14 protein-coding genes and 1 pseudogene are annotated in these 22,507 nt (G+C 61.9%); 9 read left to right on the top strand and 6 right to left on the bottom strand.

From position 1 onward, the window contains the following. Positions 1-21: 21 nt before the first annotated feature. Complete coding sequence (locus PSH81_RS02305) at positions 22-858, bottom strand: 23S rRNA (adenine(2030)-N(6))-methyltransferase RlmJ (protein WP_192298300.1); 837 nt, start codon at positions 856-858, stop codon at positions 22-24. Positions 859-1,078: 220 nt separating this feature from the next. Here PSH81_RS02305 and PSH81_RS02300 point away from each other — a divergent pair, with 220 nt between their 5' ends. Continuing rightward, positions 1,079-2,356: an O-acetylhomoserine aminocarboxypropyltransferase/cysteine synthase family protein gene (locus PSH81_RS02300; RefSeq protein WP_192298301.1), complete on the top strand. Its 1,278-nt coding sequence runs from the start codon at positions 1,079-1,081 to the stop codon at positions 2,354-2,356. Here the strand turns inward: PSH81_RS02300 and PSH81_RS02295 are convergent. Further along, positions 2,342-3,025 (bottom strand): DUF4123 domain-containing protein, encoded by a 684-nt coding sequence (locus tag PSH81_RS02295; RefSeq protein ID WP_305392748.1) that lies wholly within the window; start codon positions 3,023-3,025, stop codon positions 2,342-2,344. The genes PSH81_RS02300 and PSH81_RS02295 overlap by 15 nt on opposite strands. Positions 3,026-3,041: 16 nt before the next feature. Continuing rightward, positions 3,042-5,036 (bottom strand): type VI secretion system tip protein VgrG, encoded by a 1,995-nt coding sequence (locus tag PSH81_RS02290; RefSeq protein ID WP_305391934.1) that lies wholly within the window; start codon positions 5,034-5,036, stop codon positions 3,042-3,044. Positions 5,037-5,370: 334 nt separating this feature from the next. Here PSH81_RS02290 and PSH81_RS02285 point away from each other — a divergent pair, with 334 nt between their 5' ends. After that, complete coding sequence (locus PSH81_RS02285) at positions 5,371-6,318, top strand: hypothetical protein (protein WP_305391933.1); 948 nt, start codon at positions 5,371-5,373, stop codon at positions 6,316-6,318. Further along, positions 6,308-6,697: a hypothetical protein gene (locus PSH81_RS02280; protein WP_226455566.1), complete on the top strand. Its 390-nt coding sequence runs from the start codon at positions 6,308-6,310 to the stop codon at positions 6,695-6,697. Before PSH81_RS02285 ends, PSH81_RS02280 begins: the two co-directional genes overlap by 11 nt. Positions 6,698-6,798: 101 nt before the next feature. On the opposite strand, the gene putP is transcribed toward PSH81_RS02280, so the two are convergent. Continuing rightward, positions 6,799-8,283 (bottom strand): sodium/proline symporter PutP, encoded by a 1,485-nt coding sequence (gene putP, locus PSH81_RS02275; RefSeq protein WP_226455565.1) that lies wholly within the window; start codon positions 8,281-8,283, stop codon positions 6,799-6,801. A gap of 459 nt (positions 8,284-8,742) precedes the next feature. Between putP and putA the strand changes: the two genes are divergently transcribed. After that, positions 8,743-12,696, top strand: a complete 3,954-nt coding sequence (gene putA / locus PSH81_RS02270) for a trifunctional transcriptional regulator/proline dehydrogenase/L-glutamate gamma-semialdehyde dehydrogenase (RefSeq protein WP_305391932.1) — start codon at positions 8,743-8,745, stop codon at positions 12,694-12,696. Between the two features lie 213 nt (positions 12,697-12,909). Beyond that, the gene (locus PSH81_RS02265; protein WP_305391931.1) at positions 12,910-14,712 is read left to right on the top strand and encodes an acyl-CoA dehydrogenase; all 1,803 of its coding nucleotides are present in this window, start codon (positions 12,910-12,912) and stop codon (positions 14,710-14,712) included. Here the strand turns inward: PSH81_RS02265 and PSH81_RS02260 are convergent. Continuing rightward, positions 14,709-15,002, bottom strand: a complete 294-nt coding sequence (locus PSH81_RS02260) for a cell division protein ZapA (RefSeq protein WP_226455562.1) — start codon at positions 15,000-15,002, stop codon at positions 14,709-14,711. The genes PSH81_RS02265 and PSH81_RS02260 overlap by 4 nt on opposite strands. Next, positions 14,999-15,229, bottom strand: a complete 231-nt coding sequence (locus tag PSH81_RS02255) for a hypothetical protein (protein ID WP_124525484.1) — start codon at positions 15,227-15,229, stop codon at positions 14,999-15,001. Before PSH81_RS02255 ends, PSH81_RS02260 begins: the two co-directional genes overlap by 4 nt. A gap of 267 nt (positions 15,230-15,496) precedes the next feature. Here PSH81_RS02255 and PSH81_RS27430 point away from each other — a divergent pair. The 4 genes and pseudogenes from PSH81_RS27430 to mscK all read left to right on the top strand — a co-directional run. Then, positions 15,497-16,219 (top strand): annotated as a pseudogene (locus PSH81_RS27430) (MCP four helix bundle domain-containing protein); the annotation flags it as partial. Positions 16,220-16,249: 30 nt separating this feature from the next. Then, positions 16,250-17,122 (top strand): methyl-accepting chemotaxis protein, encoded by an 873-nt coding sequence (locus PSH81_RS27425; protein ID WP_370694905.1) that lies wholly within the window; start codon positions 16,250-16,252, stop codon positions 17,120-17,122. 234 nt (positions 17,123-17,356) lie between these two features. After that, the gene (locus PSH81_RS02245; protein WP_192298311.1) at positions 17,357-19,099 is read left to right on the top strand and encodes a potassium/proton antiporter; all 1,743 of its coding nucleotides are present in this window, start codon (positions 17,357-17,359) and stop codon (positions 19,097-19,099) included. Positions 19,100-19,149: 50 nt separating this feature from the next. Continuing rightward, positions 19,150-22,488: a mechanosensitive channel MscK gene (gene mscK / locus PSH81_RS02240; protein WP_305391930.1), complete on the top strand. Its 3,339-nt coding sequence runs from the start codon at positions 19,150-19,152 to the stop codon at positions 22,486-22,488. Positions 22,489-22,507 lie beyond the last annotated feature (19 nt).

Here is a 22,507-nt window from a genome sequence, read left to right as displayed (position 1 = left end):
TGTGTCTGGCCTTAGAGCTGATTACTCAGCAATCAGCCAATCCATCTGCCACCCACCCTGGGTCTGCCCAAGCTGCTTGGACAACCACGGCAGCAGCTCACGCAATTCCTCCTCCAAACCCCACGGCGGGTTGGCAATCGCCAGGCCCGAGCCGGTCAGGGTGTTCGGCGTATCCAGCGGATGCACCAACAACTCCACGCGCAGCAACTTCGGCGCACCAGTGCCGGCCAGGTCCTGGTAGAAGCGGCGCAACATGCGCTGGTCTTTCACCGGATACCAAATCGCAGCGACGGTCTGGCGCATGCGGCTCACGGCTTCCTTGAGGGAAGCGGCGCAGCGCTGCATCTCGTCGAGTTTCTCGAACGGCGGATCGATCAGCATCAGTGCGCGTTTTTCCGGCACCGGCAACAGGGCACGCGGCACGTGCCAGCCTTCGCCCAAATGCACTTTGACGCGGCGATCACCCTTCATATTGTCTTTGAGCAGCAGGCCGTCTTCCGGGTGCTTCTCGTTGAGCAACACCCGATCCTGCGGCCGCGTGAGGCGGCGCGCCAGCTCCGGCGAGCCCGGGTAGTAGCGCAACTGGCCATCCGGGTTCATCTCGTGCAGCACGCGCATGTAGTCGGCGGTCAGTGGCGGCAGGTCGCTTTGGCCCCACAGGCGCGCGATGCCTTCCAGGTATTCACCCGTGCGGTTGGCCTGGTCGCCCTGCAGGTCGTACAGACCGATACCGGCATGGGTGTCGAGGTAGGCGAACGGCTGCTCCTTGCGCGACATCAGGGCGATGAGGCGGGTCAAGGTCAGGTGTTTGAAGACATCGGCGTGGTTGCCGGCGTGAAAGGCGTGACGATAATTCATGGTTGCTCCTGCGCAGGGGGCGAAGTTTACCTTTTACGCGGGCTCAGGTGCAGTGCGGTGCTTATGCTTAAAGCGCAGGAACCTCGCTGAAAATGATCTAGCCCGTTATGTGGAAGCGGGCTTGCCCGCGATGCAGGCGACGCGGTATTACCTGCACACCGCGGTGATGCTATCGCAGGCAAGCCAGCTCCCACACTGTCCAAGGAGGTCAATAACAATCATGAAAGACGCCACTATCGCACTGCACCACGGCTTCAAGTCGGACCCCACCACCAAGGCCGTCGCGGTGCCGATCTACCAGAACGTCGCCTTCGAATTCGATAACGCCCAGCACGGCGCCGACCTGTTCAACCTGGACGTGCCCGGCAATATCTACACGCGCATCATGAACCCGACCAACGACGTGCTGGAGCAACGTATCGCAGCCTTGGAAGGCGGTATTGCGGCCCTGGCCGTGTCGGCTGGCAGCGCGGCGATCCACTATGCGATCCAGACCCTGACCCGCGCCGGCGACAACATCGTCACCACGCCGCAGCTCTACGGCGGCACCTACACCCTGTTTGCGCACCTGCTGCCGAGCTTTGGCGTGGACGTACGCTTCGCCCGTGACGACTCCGCGCAAGCCATCGCCGAGCTGATCGACGACAACACCAAGCTGGTGTACTGCGAAAGCATCGGCAACCCGGCGGGAAATATCGTCGACCTGCAAGCCCTGGCGGACGTCGCCCACGCCCGAGGCGTGCCGCTGATGGTGGACAACACCGTGGCCACGCCGATCCTGTGCAAGCCCATCAGCTTCGGCGCCGACATCGTGGTGCACTCGGTGACCAAGTACATCGGCGGCCATGGCAACTCCCTGGGCGGCGTGATAGTCGACAGCGGCACCTTCCCCTGGAGCGATTACCCGGAGAAATTCCCCGGCCTCAACAACCCCGAGCCCGCCTATCACGGCGTGGTCTACACCGAGAAATTCGGCCCCGCCGCCTTTATCGCGCGCGCCCGCACCGTGCCGCTGCGCAATACCGGCGCGGCGTTGGCCCCGATGAACGCGTTCCTGCTGCTGCAAGGCCTGGAAACCCTGGCCCTGCGCATGGAGCGCCACACCGAGAACGCGTTGAAAGTTGCGCAGTTCCTGCAAGGCCATGCCGAGGTGGAGTGGGTCAGCTACGCGGGCCTGCCGGATCACCCGCACCACGCGCTGGCGCAGAAATACCTGCAAGGCAAACCGTCGGCGATCCTGTCGTTTGGCTTGAAGGGCGGCTACGCAGCCGGGGTGCGCTTCTACGACGCGCTGCAAATCTTCAAGCGCCTGGTGAATATCGGCGATGCCAAATCCCTGGCCTGCCACCCGGCCTCCACCACCCACAGGCAGATGAACGAGCAAGAACAGGCCAAGGCCGGGGTCAAGCCGGAGATGATTCGCCTGTCGGTGGGCATCGAGGCGATTGAAGACCTGATCGAGGATTTGCAGCAGGCGTTGGGCTCAACCCAGCTCTGAGGCGAGGTAACCGGCCAACCCCGCATGGCTGATCTGCCGCCCGCGCGCGAAGTAGGCGACCTTGTGCCGCAAGGTCGCCGGCGGGAAGGCGGTATGGAGGTCCGGGCATTGCTCTTCGAGCCCTTGCAACAGGTTATCGATAAGGGTTCGGCGCGATCGCCCGGCCAGCTGTTCGAGCAGCGACGCCGGCACGTGCCACCACGGGCCGGGGTTGGCAACCGCCACCGGGCCGGTCGCCACGCTCAGCGGCTGACCGTTGATCAGGTAGCGTTGGAACACGGGCAATAGCTCCGCGCCGCACTGCTGAACGATCGGCCACCACTGCACCCCGTCCCAGAACCGCAAGAACACCTCCTGACCATCCGGCAGGAAGACCTTGGTCAGGCTTTGCAGGTACGCGACCACACTTTCCAGCGGGCTGGACGAAACCGCCAGCCAACCCCAGTCGGTGGACTCGGTGGCGGCTACCCAGTCGAGGAACGGACTGCCCGGTTCGACAATGGCGACGTAGGGCATCACCTCGCTCCATGTCCCATAGGGCGTGCCGGCCCAAACGGGTTGCAGAGGCGTTCCGGCGGCCAGCGCTCGCCAGGCGTCCACTGGCTTTGCGTCGCTGGCGGCGCCCAGTATGGCGAAGAGCTGTTCACCCGCACGCAAGGATTGATGCATCGATGTAGGCTCCTTTTCAGGCAACGGCGCACTGGCCATTCTTGCAACGCTCACATTCTTCGCAGAACGGCGCACTGCGCTTGAGGCTGGCGACTTGTACGCGGCTCAACGGTGCAGGAACCACCGTCTGCAACGCCTCCTTCAGCCCAGGCCGCAACGGCGCCGACACCACAGTGGGTGCACCACCGGGCTGGATCGGCACGCTGCTGAAAATCCCGCCGGCTGACAAGGTGATCGATTGCCCCCCGGCCTGGATCGTCACGCTCGCGCCCGCATCGATCACCACGCTTTGCCCGGCGCCAATCTGAATGGTGCCTGCGGCCCGCATCTGCTGCGAACCGCCGACCAGCAGATGATCATCCCTCTTGAGTTCGATCAGGCGATTGCCGTGGGTGATGCGCTGCTCCTCGCCTTGCAGTTCGTGGTGCGACTCGCCGCCCACCGTGATCCGCCGCCGGTTGTCGACCTGCACCTGCTGGTCATGCAGCACATGCTGGGTCCAATCGCGCTGGGCACGCAGGTAGATTTCCTCGGCGCCCTTGCGGTCCTCGATGCGCAACTCGTTGTAGCCACCACCCCCGGGGCTGCTGTGGCTGCGCAAGATGCTGCGGGTCTTGTCCGCCGGCAGGTCGAGGGGCAGCGGCGTCGCCGCGTTGGGCAGGCAACCCATCACCAACGGCATGTCCATGTCGCCATTGACGAAGCCCACCAACACCTCCATGCCCACTCGCGGGATCAGCACCGCGCCATAGCGGTCATGGGCCCAACCGCTGGCCACCCGCAGCCAGCAACTGGAATGGTCGTTGTGTTCGCCGTTGCGATCCCAGGCCAGTTGCACCTTGACCCGTCCGTATTCGTCGCAATGGATTTCGCTGTCGGCGGGGCCGGTGACGACCGCGTTCTGATACCCCGAAATACTCGGGCGCCCAGGCAACGGTGGACGAAAGATCACATCCCACGGTGCCGCCACAAATTCATTGCGATACCCCTGGCGAAAGTCCCCGCCCGGCACCTCGGTGACCGCCTCTTCCAGCACCTGGGGTTGCTTGCCTTCGTGGACGATATGGGTCACCAGCCACAAATCATTCCACTCCTCGCGCGGGTGCCCGGCCAGCTTGAGAAACCCGCCGGTGACCAACGCCGGTTCATCGCCACTGCCCCGGGCGATTCGATAGTCGCTGCGATAGCGCTCCAGGCCACGCTGCGCCAGGTACTTGCCATGGGCGCGGTCGCTGAAGTGCGCGGGGTAGTCCTGCGCCTCAAGGTGGGGAAGCTGCTCGCCGGCCACCGTGCTTTCCAGCGTCAGACGCGGCTTGCGCCAGTCGTAATCACGCAGATTCAGCGCTGTAGTACGCGTCTCCAATTGCACCGCAAAACGCTTGATCGCCGGGGCGTGCGCAACCATCCCGGAACCGGGGGAGTAAGGGCTGGGCCGGTCAGGCTGGGCAAACACCGTCTGGTCATCGCCAAACACCAGCAGGTGCCGCTCGACGCAATGTTGGAAGTGATAGTGGATGCCAGCCTCGGCACACAGCCGCTGAACGAACGCCAGGTCGGTCTCGCCAAACTGCACGCAATACTCACGCTCGGGATACGTACCACTGAGGCGGAACTCAAAACGATCGCCCTGAATGCCCTGCGCCGTCAGCACCTGCGCAACCATCTGCGGCACCGTCTTGTGTTGGAAGATGCGCTGGTGGCTGCTGTGGGCCAGGTAGGCCAACTGTGGAACCAGACTGAGTTGATAACGCGTCAGCCGGCGCCCCGAGTCACCTTGAGCCACGCGATAGACCACGCCGTGAATGCCATGACCCTGCGCGTCGAAACCCAGGTACATCTGACGATGCAGCAGGCCTTCGAGATCCAGATCAGGCTGTTCGCTGACCAATTCAAGATCAAAACAATAGGGTTGGCTGAGGGCTTCGGTGCCCGTGAAGCTCAAGACCTTTAAGTCACTGGCAAGCCCATCCAGGGTCAGGGTGAAGGCACTTTGATTGGCAGGAGCGAACATCCGGTGTTTCTCTGCGAAGGGGTGGGCCGGGGATAGTGCCTCAGCCACTTGCCGTACTGATCACAGCGCCAACAAATCAGTAATTCCTTACGTCACGGGTTTGCTTTTCGCCCGTTCACGTTTGCCTGGGTTTTCAGCGCAAAAAAGCAGGCATCTGACGGAAGCTTTTCGTCACCGCGTAGCCCGTTTCCCAAACTGAAAAAACCACCCCCAATTCCCCCCTGCATAACCACGACGTTTTCCAGGCAACTGATTAAATTTCGCTGCCATGTTCACTCCAAAGGAATGCATTCATGGCGGGACATCTCGACACCCAATCGCTGAGGGACTTGTAATGCCTCAGCCCTATGCCTTTATCAATGAGCGGCCACTGACGTCTGTGGAACTCAAGGCGAGCTTGTGCATGAGCCGACACGCCGAAGCCAAGTTCGACGCGCTGAATACGCATATCCGCAATGTGGTGGTGCTGCCGGGACACCTGGTGATCATCGGTGACCACACCACCTCAGCCTGCACCGCAGAGGAGTCATGCCTGGTGCGCGCCGCCTGGGATGTCCGCCATAGCGTGACGGCCCATGGCGGGGCTGCCTTTGCGCTGCAGAATTATGATTTGCTGCAAAAACTACTCGGATACGCTTCGCTGGGGATAGGTACCGCAGGGGATGCCTGGAGCCGGCATTTGCAGGAAATCGTGAAAACTCTCGATGAAATCGAGGCCCTGCATAAACAGTCGCTGCGCCGAGGCGGTGGCGCTGCGCGAGATGATTTTTTGGCTCGGCGCAAAGTGCTGTTTGCCAAACTGGAAGCGCAAATGCGCAGCTTTGCGCGTTACGGCACGGGCCTGCGCAATGAAGGATCGATCAAGAAAATGCTGGGGATATCGACCAGGAGCTATTTGCATACAGGGGAGATCAATCGATACGCAGAAACGATTGCCAAAATTTCCAAGACGGCGAAGCTGCTTAAACACGGCACGCCGTTGGGGATCGCGCTGAGTACGACAGCGACGGCGCTGGAGATCAAGGAGGCGTGTTCTACCGGCAGAGGGGAACAATGCCGAAAAGCGAAGTATGTGGAAGCGGGTAAATTAACCTTTGGTGTAGCGGGAGGAATCATTGGAGGCCAGATGGGAATGGGCTTGTGTATAGCGGTAATGGCTCCGACAACCGGGCCGGGCGCCCTGAGCTGTCTTTTGATCGCTGGCGGCGCCATGGGCGCGGCGTTCGGCAGTTGGGGCAGCGAAATTGGCGCGGTCACTGGAGAGGTACTGTATGAGTATTGAGTACATACTCAACCTCCCTGCCAAAGACCAAATAGCATTGGGCTCGGCAGCCTCAATGCTTCTGGCGGTCGCGCTCGACATCTTCCTGGCCTATCGCAAATTGGAGTCGATGGAGCAACGCCTGGACCAATGCAGTCTGCTGGATAATTACAAGCACCTGTGGGGCAACAGCCTACGAGGAAGATTGACCAGACTGTGCGCGGTCTATGTAGCAATTGCACTGCCGAAGTGGAACACAAGACGAGGCGTCATCAACGCAAAACAAGTCGCAGAGTTTCCCCGCTGCCTGAAATTCGCCCTTCACGGAACAGCTCTTATCGGTCTGGTCGGCGCAGTGGGTGCGATGTTTTTTCATTTCAGCGATCAACCAAGCCTGTAATCCAGCACGTTTTCACCTCCAGACCGACAAAAAAACGGCCCGTCATCCAAAGGACGCGGGCCGCTCTTTTCAACTCGACAGGCGCTTAACGCCCAGCGCAATTACTTGTTGAGGTTGTAGTCCTTCTCCGCCGCATCAAAGCGCTCGACCATACCTGCAGTCGGTGCGCCCAGCTTGCTCACGAAGTAGATCGCCAGGCTGGCGAAGATGAAGCCCGGGATGATTTCGTACAGGCCCAGCAGTTCGAAGTGTTTCCACACGATCACGGTGATCGCGCCGACCAGGATGCCGGCCAGCGCGCCGTTGCGGGTCATGCCTTTCCAGATTACCGAGATCAGCACCACAGGGCCGAACGCCGCGCCGAAACCGGCCCAGGCGTAGCTCACCAGGCCCAGCACGCGGTTGTTCGGGTTGGCGGCCATGGCGATGGCGATCAGGGCAACCAGCAGCACCATCAGGCGGCCAACCCATACCAGCTCACGCTGGGAAGCGTTTTTGCGCAGGAAAGTCTTGTAGAAGTCTTCGGTCAGGGCGCTGGAGCACACCAGCAACTGGCAGCTCAGGGTGCTCATCACGGCAGCCAGGATGGCCGACAGCAGCACGCCCGCAATCCACGGGTTGAACAGCAGCTTGGCCAGTTCGATGAACACACGCTCGTGGTTCTCGGTCACAGGGCCGGCCACTTCCGGGTGCGCCGAGAAGTAAGCGATGCCGAAGAAGCCTACGGCCACGGTGCCGCCCAGGCACAGGATCATCCAGGTCATGGAGATGCGGCGCGCGTTGGCAATCGACTTCACCGAATCCGCCGCCATGAAACGCGCGAGGATGTGCGGCTGGCCGAAGTAACCCAGGCCCCAGCCCATCAGCGAGATGATGCCGATGAAGGTAGTGTTCTTCAGCATGTTGAAGTTGTCAGGGTTCTTGGCTTCGATGGCCAGGAAGGTGGTGTCGACGCCGCCGGTGGCCAGCAGCACGATGATCGGCGTGAGGATCAGCGCGAAGATCATCAGGGTGGCTTGTACGGTATCTGTCCAGCTCACTGCCAGGAAACCACCGACGAAGGTGTAGGCAATAGTCGCGGCAGCGCCGGCCCACAGCGCAGTCTCGTAGGACATGCCGAAGGTGCTTTCGAACAGACGGGCGCCAGCCACGATGCCCGAAGCGCAGTAGATGGTGAAGAACACCAGGATCACCACGGCGGAGATGATCCGCAGCAGGCCGCTCTTATCTTCGAAACGGCTGGAGAAGTAGTCCGGCAGGGTCAGGGCGTCGCCGTTGTGTTCGGTCTGTACCCGCAGGCGACCGGCCACGAACAGCCAGTTGAGGTAGGCACCAACGATCAGGCCGATGGCGATCCAGCTTTCCGACAGGCCGGACATGTAAATCGCGCCGGGCAGGCCCATCAACAACCAGCCACTCATGTCGGACGCACCGGCCGACAAGGCCGTGACCACGCTACCGAGGCTGCGACCGCCGAGGATGTAATCGGAAAGGTTATTGGTGGAGCGATAGGCCATGAAGCCGATCAGCACCATTGCTGCGATGTAGATCACGAACGTGATCAGGGTTGGATTGCTAACGCTCATATGAGTGACGCCCTGGCTTTGTTTTTATGTAGCGACGGTCTGTCAGACGGCCACCCACTGAAAGTAGGTAGACGTAACTGCGTGCCGCGCATTTATGACTGACGTTTCCCCAGGAAAGCCGTCAGCCGATGAACCAAACCTTGCGGTGGTTGCACCTAGGGCGCGAATCCTATTCAACAAACTAAATAAGGTGCAACCAGTTTCTCGAGAATAAGTTGCACCTTGATGTTAATTCCAGAAAACACCCCGTTTTTGCTCCTTTTCGGAGCAAGCACAGCCGATCTAAGAAGCAAATGCACCACCGTGAAGCGGATTCTGTTGAGGGCCGATTTTTTTCATGCCCTCCTTCAAAAATTTCATGCATAAAAAGGGTTGCACCCGGTTGCACCTCTTCATGGGCGAAGCTAATCTTGCCGCCAGCTGATGCCACTCGGTAGTGGCACCCATGAGGATAAGAAAATGGCTACGACCACCCTTGGGGTCAAACTCGACGACCCGACCCGCGAACGCCTGAAGGCGGCCGCGACCTCCATTGATCGCACGCCACACTGGCTGATCAAGCAGGCGATTTTCAATTACCTGGAGAAACTGGAGGGTGGTGCAACCCTGACCGAACTCAATGGCTTGAGCAGCAAGGACGGCGACGACGCTGGCGAGGTCCAGACCGACCACGCGCACCAGTGCTTCCTCGAATTTGCCGAGAGCATCCTGCCGCAATCCGTACTGCGCGCCTCGATCACCGCCGCCTACCGCCGCCCTGAGCCGGAAGTGGTGCCGATGCTGATCGAACAGGCTCGTCTGCCAGCACCAATGGCCGAAGCCACCAACAAGCTGGCTGCGTCGATCGCTGAAAAACTGCGTAACCAGAAGAGTGCCGGCGGCCGTGCCGGTATTGTTCAGGGCCTGCTGCAAGAGTTCTCCCTGTCGTCCCAGGAAGGCGTGGCACTGATGTGCCTGGCCGAAGCACTGCTGCGCATCCCGGACAAGGGCACTCGCGACGCGCTGATCCGCGACAAAATCAGCACCGGCAACTGGCAGCCGCACCTGGGCAACAGCCCGTCGCTGTTCGTCAACGCCGCCACCTGGGGCCTGCTGCTGACCGGCAAACTGGTCGCCACCCACAACGAAGCGGGCTTGACCTCATCCCTGAGCCGCATCATCGGCAAGAGCGGCGAGCCGATGATCCGCAAGGGCGTCGACATGGCCATGCGCCTGATGGGCGAGCAGTTCGTCACGGGTGAAACCATCGCCGAAGCCCTGGCCAACGCGAGCAAGTTCGAAGCCAAGGGCTTCCGCTATTCCTACGACATGCTCGGTGAAGCCGCACTCACCGAACACGATGCGCAGAAGTACCTGGCCTCGTACGAACAAGCCATTCACTCCATCGGCAAAGCCTCCCACGGCCGCGGGATCTATGAAGGCCCGGGCATCTCCATCAAGCTATCGGCACTGCACCCGCGTTACAGCCGTGCGCAGTACGAGCGTGTGATGGACGAGCTGTACCCACGCCTGCTGTCCCTGACCTTGCTGGCCAAGCAATACGACATCGGCTTGAACATCGACGCCGAAGAAGCCGACCGCCTGGAGCTGTCGCTGGACCTGCTGGAACGCCTGTGCTTCGAGCCGCAACTGACCGGCTGGAACGGCATCGGCTTCGTGATCCAGGCTTACCAGAAGCGTTGCCCGTATGTGATCGACTACGTGATCGACCTGGCGCGCCGTAGCCGTCACCGCCTGATGATCCGCCTGGTAAAAGGCGCGTACTGGGACAGCGAGATCAAGCGCGCCCAGGTCGAAGGCCTGGAAGGCTACCCGGTGTACACCCGCAAGGTTTACACCGACGTGTCCTACATCGCCTGCGCACGCAAACTGCTGTCGGTGCCGGAAGTCATCTACCCGCAGTTCGCCACGCACAACGCCCACACCCTGTCGGCCATCTACCATATTGCCGGCCAGAACTATTACCCGGGCCAGTACGAGTTCCAATGCCTGCACGGCATGGGTGAACCTCTGTACGAGCAGGTTGTAGGCAAGGTTTCCGATGGCAAGCTGAACCGTCCGTGCCGCGTGTACGCTCCGGTCGGCACCCACGAAACACTGTTGGCTTACCTGGTACGTCGCCTGCTGGAAAACGGCGCCAACACCTCGTTCGTCAACCGCATCGCTGACCAGTCCATCTCGATTCAGGAGCTGGTGGCCGACCCAGTGGCCAGCATCGAGCAAATGGCCACGCTGGAAGGCGGCTTCGGCCTGCCACACCCGCGCATTCCATTGCCCCGTGACCTGTACGGCAGCGACCGCGCCAACTCGGCCGGTATCGACCTGGCCAACGAACATCGCCTGGCATCGCTGTCCTGCGCCCTGCTGGCCACTGCCCACAACAACTGGAAGGCCGCGCCGATGCTCGGCTGCGCCGCCAGTGAACAGCCGGCGGCACCGGTGCTGAACCCGTCCGACCTGCGCGACGTGGTCGGCCACGTACAAGAAGCTACGGTCGAAGACGTCGACAACGCCATCCAGTGCGCCATCGGCGCCGGTCCCATCTGGCAGGCCACCCCGCCCGCCGAGCGTGCCGCGATCCTGGAGCGCGCCGCCGACCTGATGGAAAGCGAGATCCAACCGCTGATGGGCCTGCTGGCCCGCGAAGCCGGCAAGACCTTCGCCAACGCCATCGCCGAAGTGCGCGAAGCCGTGGACTTCCTGCGTTACTACGCGGTGCAGGCACGTAACGACTTCACCAATGACGCCCACCGCCCACTGGGGCCGGTGGTGTGCATCAGCCCGTGGAACTTCCCGCTGGCGATCTTCAGCGGCCAGGTCGCCGCTGCACTGGCCGCCGGCAACCCCGTACTGGCCAAGCCTGCCGAGCAAACCCCGCTGGTCGCCGCGCAAGCCGTGCGCATCCTGCTGGAAGCCGGTATTCCGCAAGGCGTGCTGCAACTGCTGCCGGGCCAGGGCGAAACCGTGGGTGCCCGCCTGGTGGGTGATGATCGCGTCAAAGGCGTGATGTTCACTGGTTCCACCGAGGTTGCGCGCCTGCTGCAGCGCAATGTCGCCGGTCGCCTGGATGCCCAGGGCCGTCCGATCCCGCTGATCGCCGAAACCGGCGGCCAGAACGCAATGATCGTCGACTCCTCGGCACTCACCGAACAAGTGGTCATCGACGTCGTGTCCTCGGCCTTTGACAGTGCCGGTCAACGCTGCTCGGCCCTGCGTGTACTGTGCTTGCAGGAAGATTCGGCAGACCGCGTCATCGAAATGCTCAAGGGCGCCATGGCCGAATGCCGTCTGGGCAACCCGGAGCGCCTGTCGGTAGACATCGGCCCGGTGATCGACGCCGAAGCCAAGGCGGGTATCGAGAAACACATCCAGGCCATGCGTGACAAAGGCCGCAATGTGTACCAGGTGGCAATCGCCGACGGTGAAGAGATCAAGCGCGGCACCTTCGTGATGCCAACCCTGATCGAACTGGAAAGCTTCGACGAACTGCAACGCGAAATCTTCGGCCCGGTACTGCACGTGGTGCGCTACAAGCGCAAAGAGATCGATCAGCTCATCGGCCAGATCAACGCGTCGGGCTACGGCCTGACACTGGGCGTGCACACCCGTATCGACGAGACCATCGCCAAGGTGATCGACAACGTCCACGCCGGTAACGTCTACGTAAACCGCAACATCGTGGGTGCCGTGGTTGGCGTACAACCGTTCGGTGGCGAAGGCTTGTCGGGGACTGGCCCGAAAGCCGGTGGTCCGCTGTACCTGTATCGCCTGCTGTCGACTCGTCCTACGGATGCCATCGAGCAGTCCTTCGTACGTGGCGATGCCCTGGCCGCTCCAGATGTACGTCTGCGGGATGCCATGAGCCAGCCGCTGACCGCCCTGAAAACCTGGGCCGACGGCAACAAGCTCAGCGAGCTGAGCGCCCTGTGCAGCCAGTTCGCCGCGCAATCGCAAAGCGGTATCACCCGCCAACTGGCCGGCCCGACCGGCGAGCGCAACAGCTACGCCATCCTGCCCCGCGAGCACGTATTGTGCCTGGCGGAAGTAGAAGGCGACCTGCTGACGCAACTGGCGGCAGTGCTGGCGGTAGGCGGTTCGGCGGTATGGCCGGAAACTGACTTGACCAAGGCGTTGCTCCCACGCCTGCCGAAAGAAATTCAGGCGAAGATCAAGCGCGTGACTGACTGGACCAAGGACGAAGTGGTATTCGACGCCGTTGTGCACCACGGCGACTCCGACCAACTGCGTGCGGTGTGCCAGCAAGTGGCGCAGCGCAGTGGTGCGATTGTCGGGGTGCATGGTTTGTCCCAAGGCGAGACGGCGATTGCGCTGGAACGCCTGGTGATCGAGCGGGCACTGAGCGTTAACACCGCAGCCGCGGGCGGTAACGCGAGCCTGATGACCATCGGCTAAACCTGTGGGAGCGGGCTTGCTCGCGAAAGCGGTGGGTCAGTCAACTAATTCAGTGACTGGCACTCCGTCTTCGCGGGCAAGCCCGCTCCCGCATTTGGACTGCGTATCTCTCACCCGTCCGTGTTCTGCCCCTCCATCACCCAAATCAATCTTGCTATCCAGCCTCTATTTGCGCACTTAGACTCGGCCCTATTCCCACATAGGTGATCCGCCATGTCCGAGACGCTGCTCAGTTCCCGCAATCTGGCTTTCGAGCTGTACGAAGTCCTTGATGCCGAGAGCCTGACCAGGCGCGAGCGGTTTGCCGAGCACAATCGGGAAACGTTCGATGCGGCGATCAGCACCGCTCGAAACATCGCCGAAAAGTACTTCGCCCCCCATAACCGCAAGAACGACGAAAACGAGCCGCGCTACGAAAATGGCGCAGCCATCCTGATTCCCGAGGTCAAACCGGCCGTCGATGCATTTCTGGAAGCCGGCTTCCTCAACGCCGCGCGCAGCTTCGAAGCCGGTGGCATGCAGTTGCCCACCCTGCTCTCCCAGGCATGCTTTGCGCATTTCCAATCGGCCAACGCCGCATCCACGTCCTACCCGTTCCTGACCATGGGCGCCGCCAACCTCATTGAGAGCTTCGGCACCGAGGAGCAGAAACAACGCTTCCTGCAACCGATGATCGATGGCCGCTTCTTCGGCACCATGGCCCTGACCGAACCCCACGCGGGCTCGTCACTGTCGGATATTCGTACCCGCGCAGAACCGGCGGCCGACGGCACTTATCGTCTGAAGGGCAACAAGATCTTTATCTCCGGCGGCGATCACCCGCTGTCGGAAAACATTGTGCACATGGTGCTGGCCAAGCTGCCGGACGCGCCCGCCGGGGTGAAGGGCATTTCGCTGTTCATCGTGCCCAAGTTCCTGGTCAACCACGATGGCAGCCTTGGCGAACGCAACGACGTGCTACTGGCCGGGCTGTTTCACAAGATGGGCTGGCGCGGCACCACGTCCACGGCGCTTAACTTCGGCGATAATGGTAACTGTGTCGGCTATCTGGTGGGCAAACCGCACCAGGGCTTGAGCTGCATGTTCCAGATGATGAACGAAGCGCGAATCGGCGTGGGCATGGGCGCGGTGATGCTCGGTTACGCCGGCTACCTGTATTCCCTGGAATACGCCCGTGAACGCCCGCAAGGTCGCCTGCCGGACAGCAAGGACCCGACAACGGCGCCGGTCTCGATCATTCAGCACGCGGATATAAAACGCATGCTGCTGACGCAAAAAGCCTACGTCGAAGGCGCCTTCGACCTTGGCTTGTACGCCGCACGCCTGTTCGACGACACCACCACCCTGGAGACTGAAACCGAGCGTAAACAGGCCCACGAACTGTTGGACCTGCTCACCCCCATCGTCAAATCCTGGCCCTCGGAGTTCTGCCTCAAGGCCAACGAACTGGCGATCCAGATCCTCGGCGGCCACGGCTACACCCGCGAATACCCGGTGGAGCAGTACTACCGCGACAACCGCCTGAACCCGATCCATGAAGGCACCCACGGCATCCAGTCCCTCGACTTGCTGGGACGCAAGCTGGCGCAGAACGGCGGCGCGGGCTTGAAACAACTGATCCGGCTGATCGCCGAAACCGGCGCCCGGGCGCAGGAATATCCATCACTCAATGCCCTGAGAGAACCCCTGGAGCAACTGGTCAACCGCTTGCAAAGCGTCACCATTGGCCTGCTCACGGATCTGGCCCACGGCAAGGTCAACAGCAGCCTGGCGAATTCGGCGCTGTACCTGAAGGTATTTGGGCATACGGTGATTGGCTGGCGCTGGCTGGAACAGGCGATTCGCGCCGAAGAGGGGTTGGCCAAGGGCAATGCGGCGGATGTCGCCTTCTATAAAGGCAAGTTCCAGGCCGCCCGGTATTTCCTGACCTGGGAAGTACCGGGCTGCCATCATGAACTGGCGATTCTGGAGGCGCGGGATGATACGTGCCTCGCGATGCAGGACGCGTGGTTCTAAGGCTGTCCGATTACCTTGGAAATCACCTCGACCGTGGCGCTGACTTGCTCTTGGTAACGGTCGAGTTCCTCCTGGTGCGCCTGCTGCATTTCGATCTGTTCGGCGCACAGGTTCAACGCCGCCAGCACCAGTAACTTGTCCCCGATCAGGGTCGGGTACTTTTTCTTGGTGGTGGCCAGGGAGGCCTTGAGCATGGTCACGGCGTGCATCAGGGTTTTGTCTTCCCCGGCTGGCGCCTTGATCGAGTAATCCTCGCCGAGAATCGAAACGACCTTTATCCCTTCATTCATGCGCCGACCGGACCTGCGCTCACACGCTCAACCAACGCTTGGATACGGGCGGCGGTGGCGCCTTGTTTTTCTTCCTGTTCCATCAGGCTCAGTTGCAGGCTGTCGTTCTCATCCTTGGCGCGAGCCAGTTCGGCCTTGAGGGATTCGTTGCTGCCCAACAGATCCTGGTTCTGCTGTACCAGGTCGCTGACCAGTTGTTCCAATTGGCTGAGGGATGCTTCTAACATTTTGATTTCTCGGGCTTTTTCAAAGGGCGGTGACGATAAAGAAAATTCACCTCGGATGCCAGGGTTATCCCCGGCGCGCAGCCCGATTATTCAGGGCCGGGCCGCGCTTTCGAGCCTTAGTGACTGCAATTCCCCCATCTGGTTCCTGAACCTCGTCGGATGCGACAAAAACGCACAGCCCCCTTTAGACTTTAGTCGTACGACCGATAGAGAGGCACACCCCGTATCACGCCCGCACGGATCGCGCTTCTCCCCCAGGATTCCAGCATGTCCCTTCGTAATATGAATATCGCGCCGCGCGCCTTTCTTGGCTTCGCGTTTATCGGCGCACTCATGTTGTTTCTCGGCGTGTTCGCCCTGAACCAGATGAGCAAGATCCGTGGCGCCGCCGAAGACATCACCCTGTCCAGCGTGCCGAGCATTCGCGCACTGGATGAGTTCACCCAGCTGACCCTGCGCCTGCGCGTCCTGTCCTACCGTTTGCTGACCAACCGCGAGCCGGACGTGCAGCAGAAGACCCTGGAAACCTTCGAACTGCGCGACCAGCAGATCCGCGCCGCCCAGGGCATTTACGAAAAACTCATCGACAGTCGCGAAGAGCGCGCCGCCTATGACGAGTACGTCACCTTGCTGGGCCAGTACCGTCAGATCGAAACGCGCATGAAGAGCCTGTCCCAGGCCAATCAGGTGGAAGCCCTGCGCACCCTGATCAACACCGAGCTGCTGAGCAACTCCGAGCAGGTCAACGCCGTGCTGGCGCGCCTGCTGGACATCAACAACAAGATGGCCCTGGTCACCAATCAGCAAGCCAAGGATCAATACGACCTGGCTTTCGACCTGGTGGTAGGCCTGCTGGTACTGGCCACCGCGCTGACTGTGCTGTTCGCCTGGCTGCTGACCCGCAGCATCACCGTGCCTATCGCCCAGGCTCTGGAAGCCGCCGAAGAAGTCGCCGAAGGCAACCTGACGCGCCCGATCAAGGTCGACGGCAATGACGAAGCCGGCCGCCTGCTGGCCGCCATGGCCAAGATGCAGGACAAACTGCGCGACACCCTGCAACGCATCGCCGGGTCCGCCACCCAACTCGCCTCGGCCGCCGAAGAGCTGAACGCCGTCACCGACGAAAGCGCCCGTGGCCTGACCCAGCAAAACAACGAGATCGAACAAGCCGCCACCGCCGTCAATGAAATGACCAGCGCCGTCGAAGAAGTCGCGCGCAATGCCGTGAGCACCTCCGAAGCCTCGCGCAACGCCACCACCTCGGCTGGTGACGGGCGTGATCTGGTGCAGGAAACCGTCAGCGCCATCGAACGCATGAGCGGTGATGTGCAAGCCACCGCCACATTGATTGGCGACCTGGCCAATGAGTCGCGGGACATCGGCAAGGTACTGGACGTGATTCGCGGCCTCGCCGACCAGACCAACCTGCTGGCCCTCAACGCCGCCATCGAAGCCGCCCGCGCCGGTGAAGCCGGACGTGGTTTTGCGGTGGTCGCCGATGAAGTGCGCGCACTGGCCCATCGTACCCAGCAATCCACCAGCGAGATCGAGCGGATGATCGGCAGCATCCAGGCCGGCACCGAACACGCAGTGGATTCGATGCGCAACAGCACCGAGCGTGCGGAATCGACGCTGAACATCGCCAAAGGTGCGGGGATGTCGCTGGATACCATCAACACTGCGATTGTCGAGATCAACGAGCGCAACCTGGTGATCGCCAGCGCCGCGGAAGAACAGGCGCAGGTGGCGCGGGAAGTGGACCGCAACCTGGTGAACATCCGCGATCTATCGGTGCAATCGGCGACGGGCGCCAACCAGACCAGTGCGGCGAGCAGTGAGTTGTCGCGATTGGCGGTGGATTTGAATGGGATGGTCGGCCGTTTCCGCCTCTAACTGACACACCTCGGCCAAAAATGTGGGAGCGGGCTTGCTCGCGAAAGCGGTGTATCAGTCGCCAGATGTATCGACTGGCACACCGCTTTCGCGAGCGAGCCCGCTCCCCCATTGGATCTTCGCCAACCTGCAAAAGCTTTTTGACAGCGCAGCAATTCAACAGGTTAGAATCGCTGGCACGCAGACTGCATGGTCAGTTTGCGCCCCGTCTTGTTTGCCCATGGAGTACTGCCTTTGAATGCGACGACCATCAACAGCCTGTTCTTGATCGGCGCGTTGCTGGTGAGTGCGAGCATTCTGGTGAGTTCTCTTTCGTCCCGCCTGGGGATTCCGATCCTGGTGATCATCCTGGCCGTGGGCATGGTTGCCGGTGTCGATGGCGGCGGCATCATCTTTGACAATTACCCGACCGCCTACCTGGTGGGCAACCTCGCACTGGCCGTGATCCTGCTCGACGGCGGCTTGCGCACCCGGGTGGCGAGTTTCCGCGTGGCACTCTGGCCGGCATTGTCGCTGGCCACGGTGGGGGTGTTGATTACCACCGGCCTCACCGGCATGGCCGCGGCCTGGCTGTTCGACCTCAATATCATCCAGGGCTTGTTGATTGGCGCGATTGTCGGCTCGACCGACGCCGCCGCCGTGTTCTCGCTGCTGGGCGGCAAGGGCCTCAACGAACGGGTGACCGCCAGCCTGGAGATCGAGTCCGGCAGCAACGACCCGATGGCGGTGTTTCTCACCGTCACCCTGATCGACATGCTCGCCAGCGGCCAGACCGGCCTGCACTGGAGCCTGCTGACCCACCTGGTACGCGAATTCGGCATCGGCGGCGTCGTCGGCCTCGGGGGCGGCTGGCTGATGCTGCAAATGGTCAACCGCATCAACCTGGCCACCGGCCTGTACCCGATCCTGGTAATCGCCGGCGGCCTGTTCGTCTTCGCCGTGACCAACGCCCTGCACGGCAGCGGCTTTCTCGCCGTGTACCTGTGCGGCCTGGTGATCGGCAACCGGCCGGTGCGCAGCCGTCATGGCATTTTGCATATGCTCGACGGCATGGCCTGGCTCGCACAGATCGGCATGTTCCTGGTGCTGGGCCTGCTGGTCACACCCCATGACCTGCTGCCGATTGCCCTGCCGGCTCTGGGCCTGGCGCTGTGGATGATCCTGTTTGCGCGGCCGCTGTCGGTGATCGTCGGCCTGCTGCCGTTCAAGGCGTTCCACGGCCGCGAAAAAGCCTTTATCGCCTGGGTAGGCCTGCGCGGCGCGGTGCCGATCATTCTCGCAGTGTTCCCGCTGATGGCCGGCCTGCCTCACGCGCAGCTGTACTTCAACCTGGCATTCTTTATCGTGCTGGTCTCGCTGCTGGTGCAGGGCACGAGCCTGCCGTGGGTGGCCAAGCTGCTCAAGGTCACCGTACCACCGGACCCGGCGCCGATTTCCCGCGCGGCTCTGGAAGTGCACGTCACCAGCGAGTGGGAGCTGTTCGTCTACCGCCTGGGTGCCGAGAAATGGTGCATCGGCGCCGCCCTGCGCGAGCTGAAAATGCCCGAGGGCACGCGGATCGCCGCGCTGTTCCGTGGCCAGCAACTGCTCCACCCGTCGGGTAGTACGGTGCTGGAAGTCGGCGACTTGCTCTGCGTGATCGGCCACGAACACAACCTGCCGGCTCTGGGCAAACTGTTCAGCCAGGCGCCGCAACGCGGCCTCGACCTGCGCTTCTTCGGCGACTTCGTCCTCGAAGGCGACGCCCAGCTGGGCGCGGTTTCCGCCCTGTACGGCCTGAAACTGGAAGGCATCGACCCGGACATGCCGCTGAGCAGCTTCATCACCCAGAAAGTCGGCGGCGCGCCCATCGTCGGCGACCAAGTGGAATGGAACAACACCATCTGGACCGTCGCGGTCATGGACGGGAACAAGATCGGCAAAGTGGGCGTCAGATTCCCCGAAGGAAGTCGCCCGGGCCCCGGACTCTTCCTCTAAACTGCGGGGCGACAACACCCCCGATTCTTCACCTTGCTCGACCGGTCTCTATGCCAATCCTGCGCTCGTTTCTCGCCACTGCCCTGCTGGGCCTGACCCTTTGTGTCGGCACCGTTCACGCGGCCGACCCGCCCAGCGCCGACGCCATCCAGCAAACCCTGGACAAGCTGCCCGACCGCAAGCTGCCCGACGCCGACATGAAGGCCTTGCAGACCATCCTGCAACAGACCCTGACGTACCTGGGCAACAAGCAGGATTACGAGCAGCGCCTGGTGGACCTCAAGCGCCAGCTGGGCGATGCGCCGCGCCAGACCGCCGAAAACCAGCGTGAACTGACCCGGCTCAAGGCCACCAAGGTCATCCCGGTGGCCCAGCGCTACGCCAGCCTGCCGGTGCCGCAGCTCGAACAATTGCTGGTGCAGCGCACCACCCAGCAAGGCGACCTGCAAAAAGAGCTGGCCGACGCCAACAGCCTGAGCATCGCCGCCCAGACCCGCCCCGAGCGCGCCCAGACCGAAATCAGCAACAGCCAGACGCGCATCCTGCAGATCAACTCGACCCTCAAGGCTGGCAAAGACAACGGCAAGACCCTCAGCGCCGACCAGCGCAACCAGCTCAACGCCGAACTTGCCGCGCTCAACGCGCTGATCCCGCTGCGCCGCCAGGAACTGGCCGGCAACAGCCAACTGCAAGACCTGGGCAACAGCCAGCATGACCTGGTGATGGAAAAGACCGCGCGCCTGGAACAAGAGATCCAGGACCTGCAAACCCTGATCAACCAGAAACGCCTGGCACAGTCGCAACAGACCGTCACCCAGCAATCCATCGAAGCGCAGAAAGCCGGGGGCAGCAGCCTGCTGGCCACCGAAAGCGCGGCCAACCTGAAGCTGTCCGACTACCTGCTCAAAAGCACCGACCGCCTCAACGACCTGACCCAGAAGAACCTGCAGACCAAGCAGCAACTGGACACCGTGACCCAGAGCGATGCCGCCCTGGACGAGCAGATCAACGTGCTCAAGGGCAGCCTGCTGCTGTCCAAGATCCTCTACAAACAGAAGCAGGCCCTGCCGCGCCTCACCGTGGACCGCGACTTGGCGGACGACATCGCCAACATTCGCCTGTACCAGTTCGAGGTCAATCAACAGCGTGAGCTGATCAGTTCCCCGAGCGCGTATGTGGATAACCTGCTGGCGAACCAGTCGCCGGAAGACGTCACCCCGCAACTGCGCCGCACCCTGCTGGAACTGGCGATCACCCGCAGCGACCTGCTGGAGCGCCTGAGCCGTGAGCTGAGTGCGCTGCTGAATGAATCGATCACCCTGCAACTCAACCAGAAACAACTGCTGAGCACCGCCACCACCTTGCGCGCGACGCTGGATGAGCAGATGTTCTGGATCCCCAGCAACAAGCCGCTGGACACCGAGTGGCTGGAAACCGTACCGGCGAACCTGAGCAAGCAAATCACCACCCTGCCCTGGGCTTCCAGCGTCAGCGAGTTGTATGACGGCCTGACCCAGCGGCCGCTGCTGTTCCTGCCGTTGCTGCTGTTGATCGGCGCGCTGCTGTGGCGGCGTAAAAACCTGTATCAGCGCCTGAACAAAGTCCATCAGGACATCGGCCACTTCAAGCGCGACAGCCAGTGGCATACGCCCCAGGCGATCCTGATCAATATCCTGCTGGCGATGCCGGTATCCCTGGGCCTGGCGCTGTGCGGCTATGCCTTGCAGATCGACGCCCGTGGGCAAAACGCCAACCTGGGCGCTGCGCTGTTGCAGATCGCCCAGGCGTGGATGGTGTTCTACACCGCCTATCGCATCCTGGCGCCCGGCGGCGTGGCGGAGCTGCACTTCCGCTGGGAGAAACCCCAGGTCGAGTTCCTGCAAGGCTGGGTGCGCAAACTCGGCCTGGTGGTACTGGCCCTGGTGGCCGTGGTGGCCATCGCCGAGCACCAACCGGCGGCGCTGGCCGACGATGTACTGGGCATCGGCGTGGTGTTGCTGTGCTACGCCTTGATGGCCTGGCTGCTGGGCCGCCTGTTGCTGCATAGCCCCGCGCACGAAAAGGCCTCGCTGTTCCGCAAAGCCGTGGGCGTGCTGTTTACCGCGCTGCCCATCGCACTGTTTATCGCCGTGTGCTTCGGCTACTACTACACCGCGCTCAAGCTCAGCGACCGCTTGATCAACACCCTGTACCTGCTGATGTTCTGGCTGGTGATCGAAGCCACTTTCGTCCGTGGCCTGGGCGTTGCCGCACGGCGCCTGGCCTATGCCCGCGCCCTGGCCAAACGCCAGGCGGCCAAGGAAGCCGGCGACGGCGAAGCGGTGATCGAAGAACCGACCCTGGACATCGAGCAGGTCAACGAACAGTCGATGCGCCTGATCCGCCTGGCCCTGCTCGGCGGCTTCATCGCGGCGCTGTACTGGGTGTGGAAGGACCTGATCACGGTGTTCTCCTACCTGGACAACGTGACCCTCTACGAATACACCAGCGGCACAGGTGCCAATATCAGCATGGTGCCCATCAGTATCGGCGACTTGCTGGGGGCGTCGATCATTGTCGGCATTACCTTTGCCCTGGCACGCAACCTGCCGGGCTTGCTGGAAGTGTTGGTGCTGTCCAAGCTGGACCTGGCCCAGGGCAGCGCGTACGCAACCACCACATTGCTCTCCTACGTGATTGCCGGCGTCGGCTTTGTGTCTACGCTGTCCACCCTCGGCGTGAGCTGGGACAAGTTGCAATGGCTGGTGGCGGCGCTGTCGGTGGGGCTGGGCTTCGGCATGCAGGAGATCTTCGCCAACTTTATCTCCGGCATCATGATCCTGTTCGAACGCCCGGTACGGATCGGCGACACCATCACCATCGGCAACCTGTCGGGCACGGTGAGCAAGATCCGCATTCGCGCCACCACGATCACCGACTTTGACCGCAAGGACATCATCGTCCCGAACAAGACCTTCATCACCGGGCAGTTGATCAACTGGTCGCTGACCGACACCATCACCCGTGTGACCCTGAAACTGGGCGTGGACTACGGCTCGGATCTGGATCTGGTGAAGGAATTGCTGCTCAAGGCCGCCCGGGAAAACCCACGGGTGCTGAAGGAACCGGAACCTCATGTCTACTTCCTCAACTTCGGCGAAAGCACCCTCGACCACGAACTGCGCATGCACGTGCGCGACCTCGGTGACCGTAACCCGGTGATCGACGAGGTGAACCGCTTTATCAACCGCGAGTTCAAGAACCACCACATCAACATCTCGTTCCGCCAGATGGAGGTCTACCTCAAGAACCTCCACGGCCAGGAATACAAACTGGTGGAAGTCGACAGCCCGGCCAAGCCCGCCAATGACGGCGGCGTCATCGAACCGCCGCCGAGCAAACTCGACTAACCGCGTTATCCCCAGCAGA

Source organism: Pseudomonas sp. FP2335, from assembly GCF_030687535.1.
In the GTDB taxonomy this organism is placed as follows: domain Bacteria; phylum Pseudomonadota; class Gammaproteobacteria; order Pseudomonadales; family Pseudomonadaceae; genus Aquipseudomonas.
This window is presented reverse-complemented; position numbering and strand designations above follow the sequence as displayed.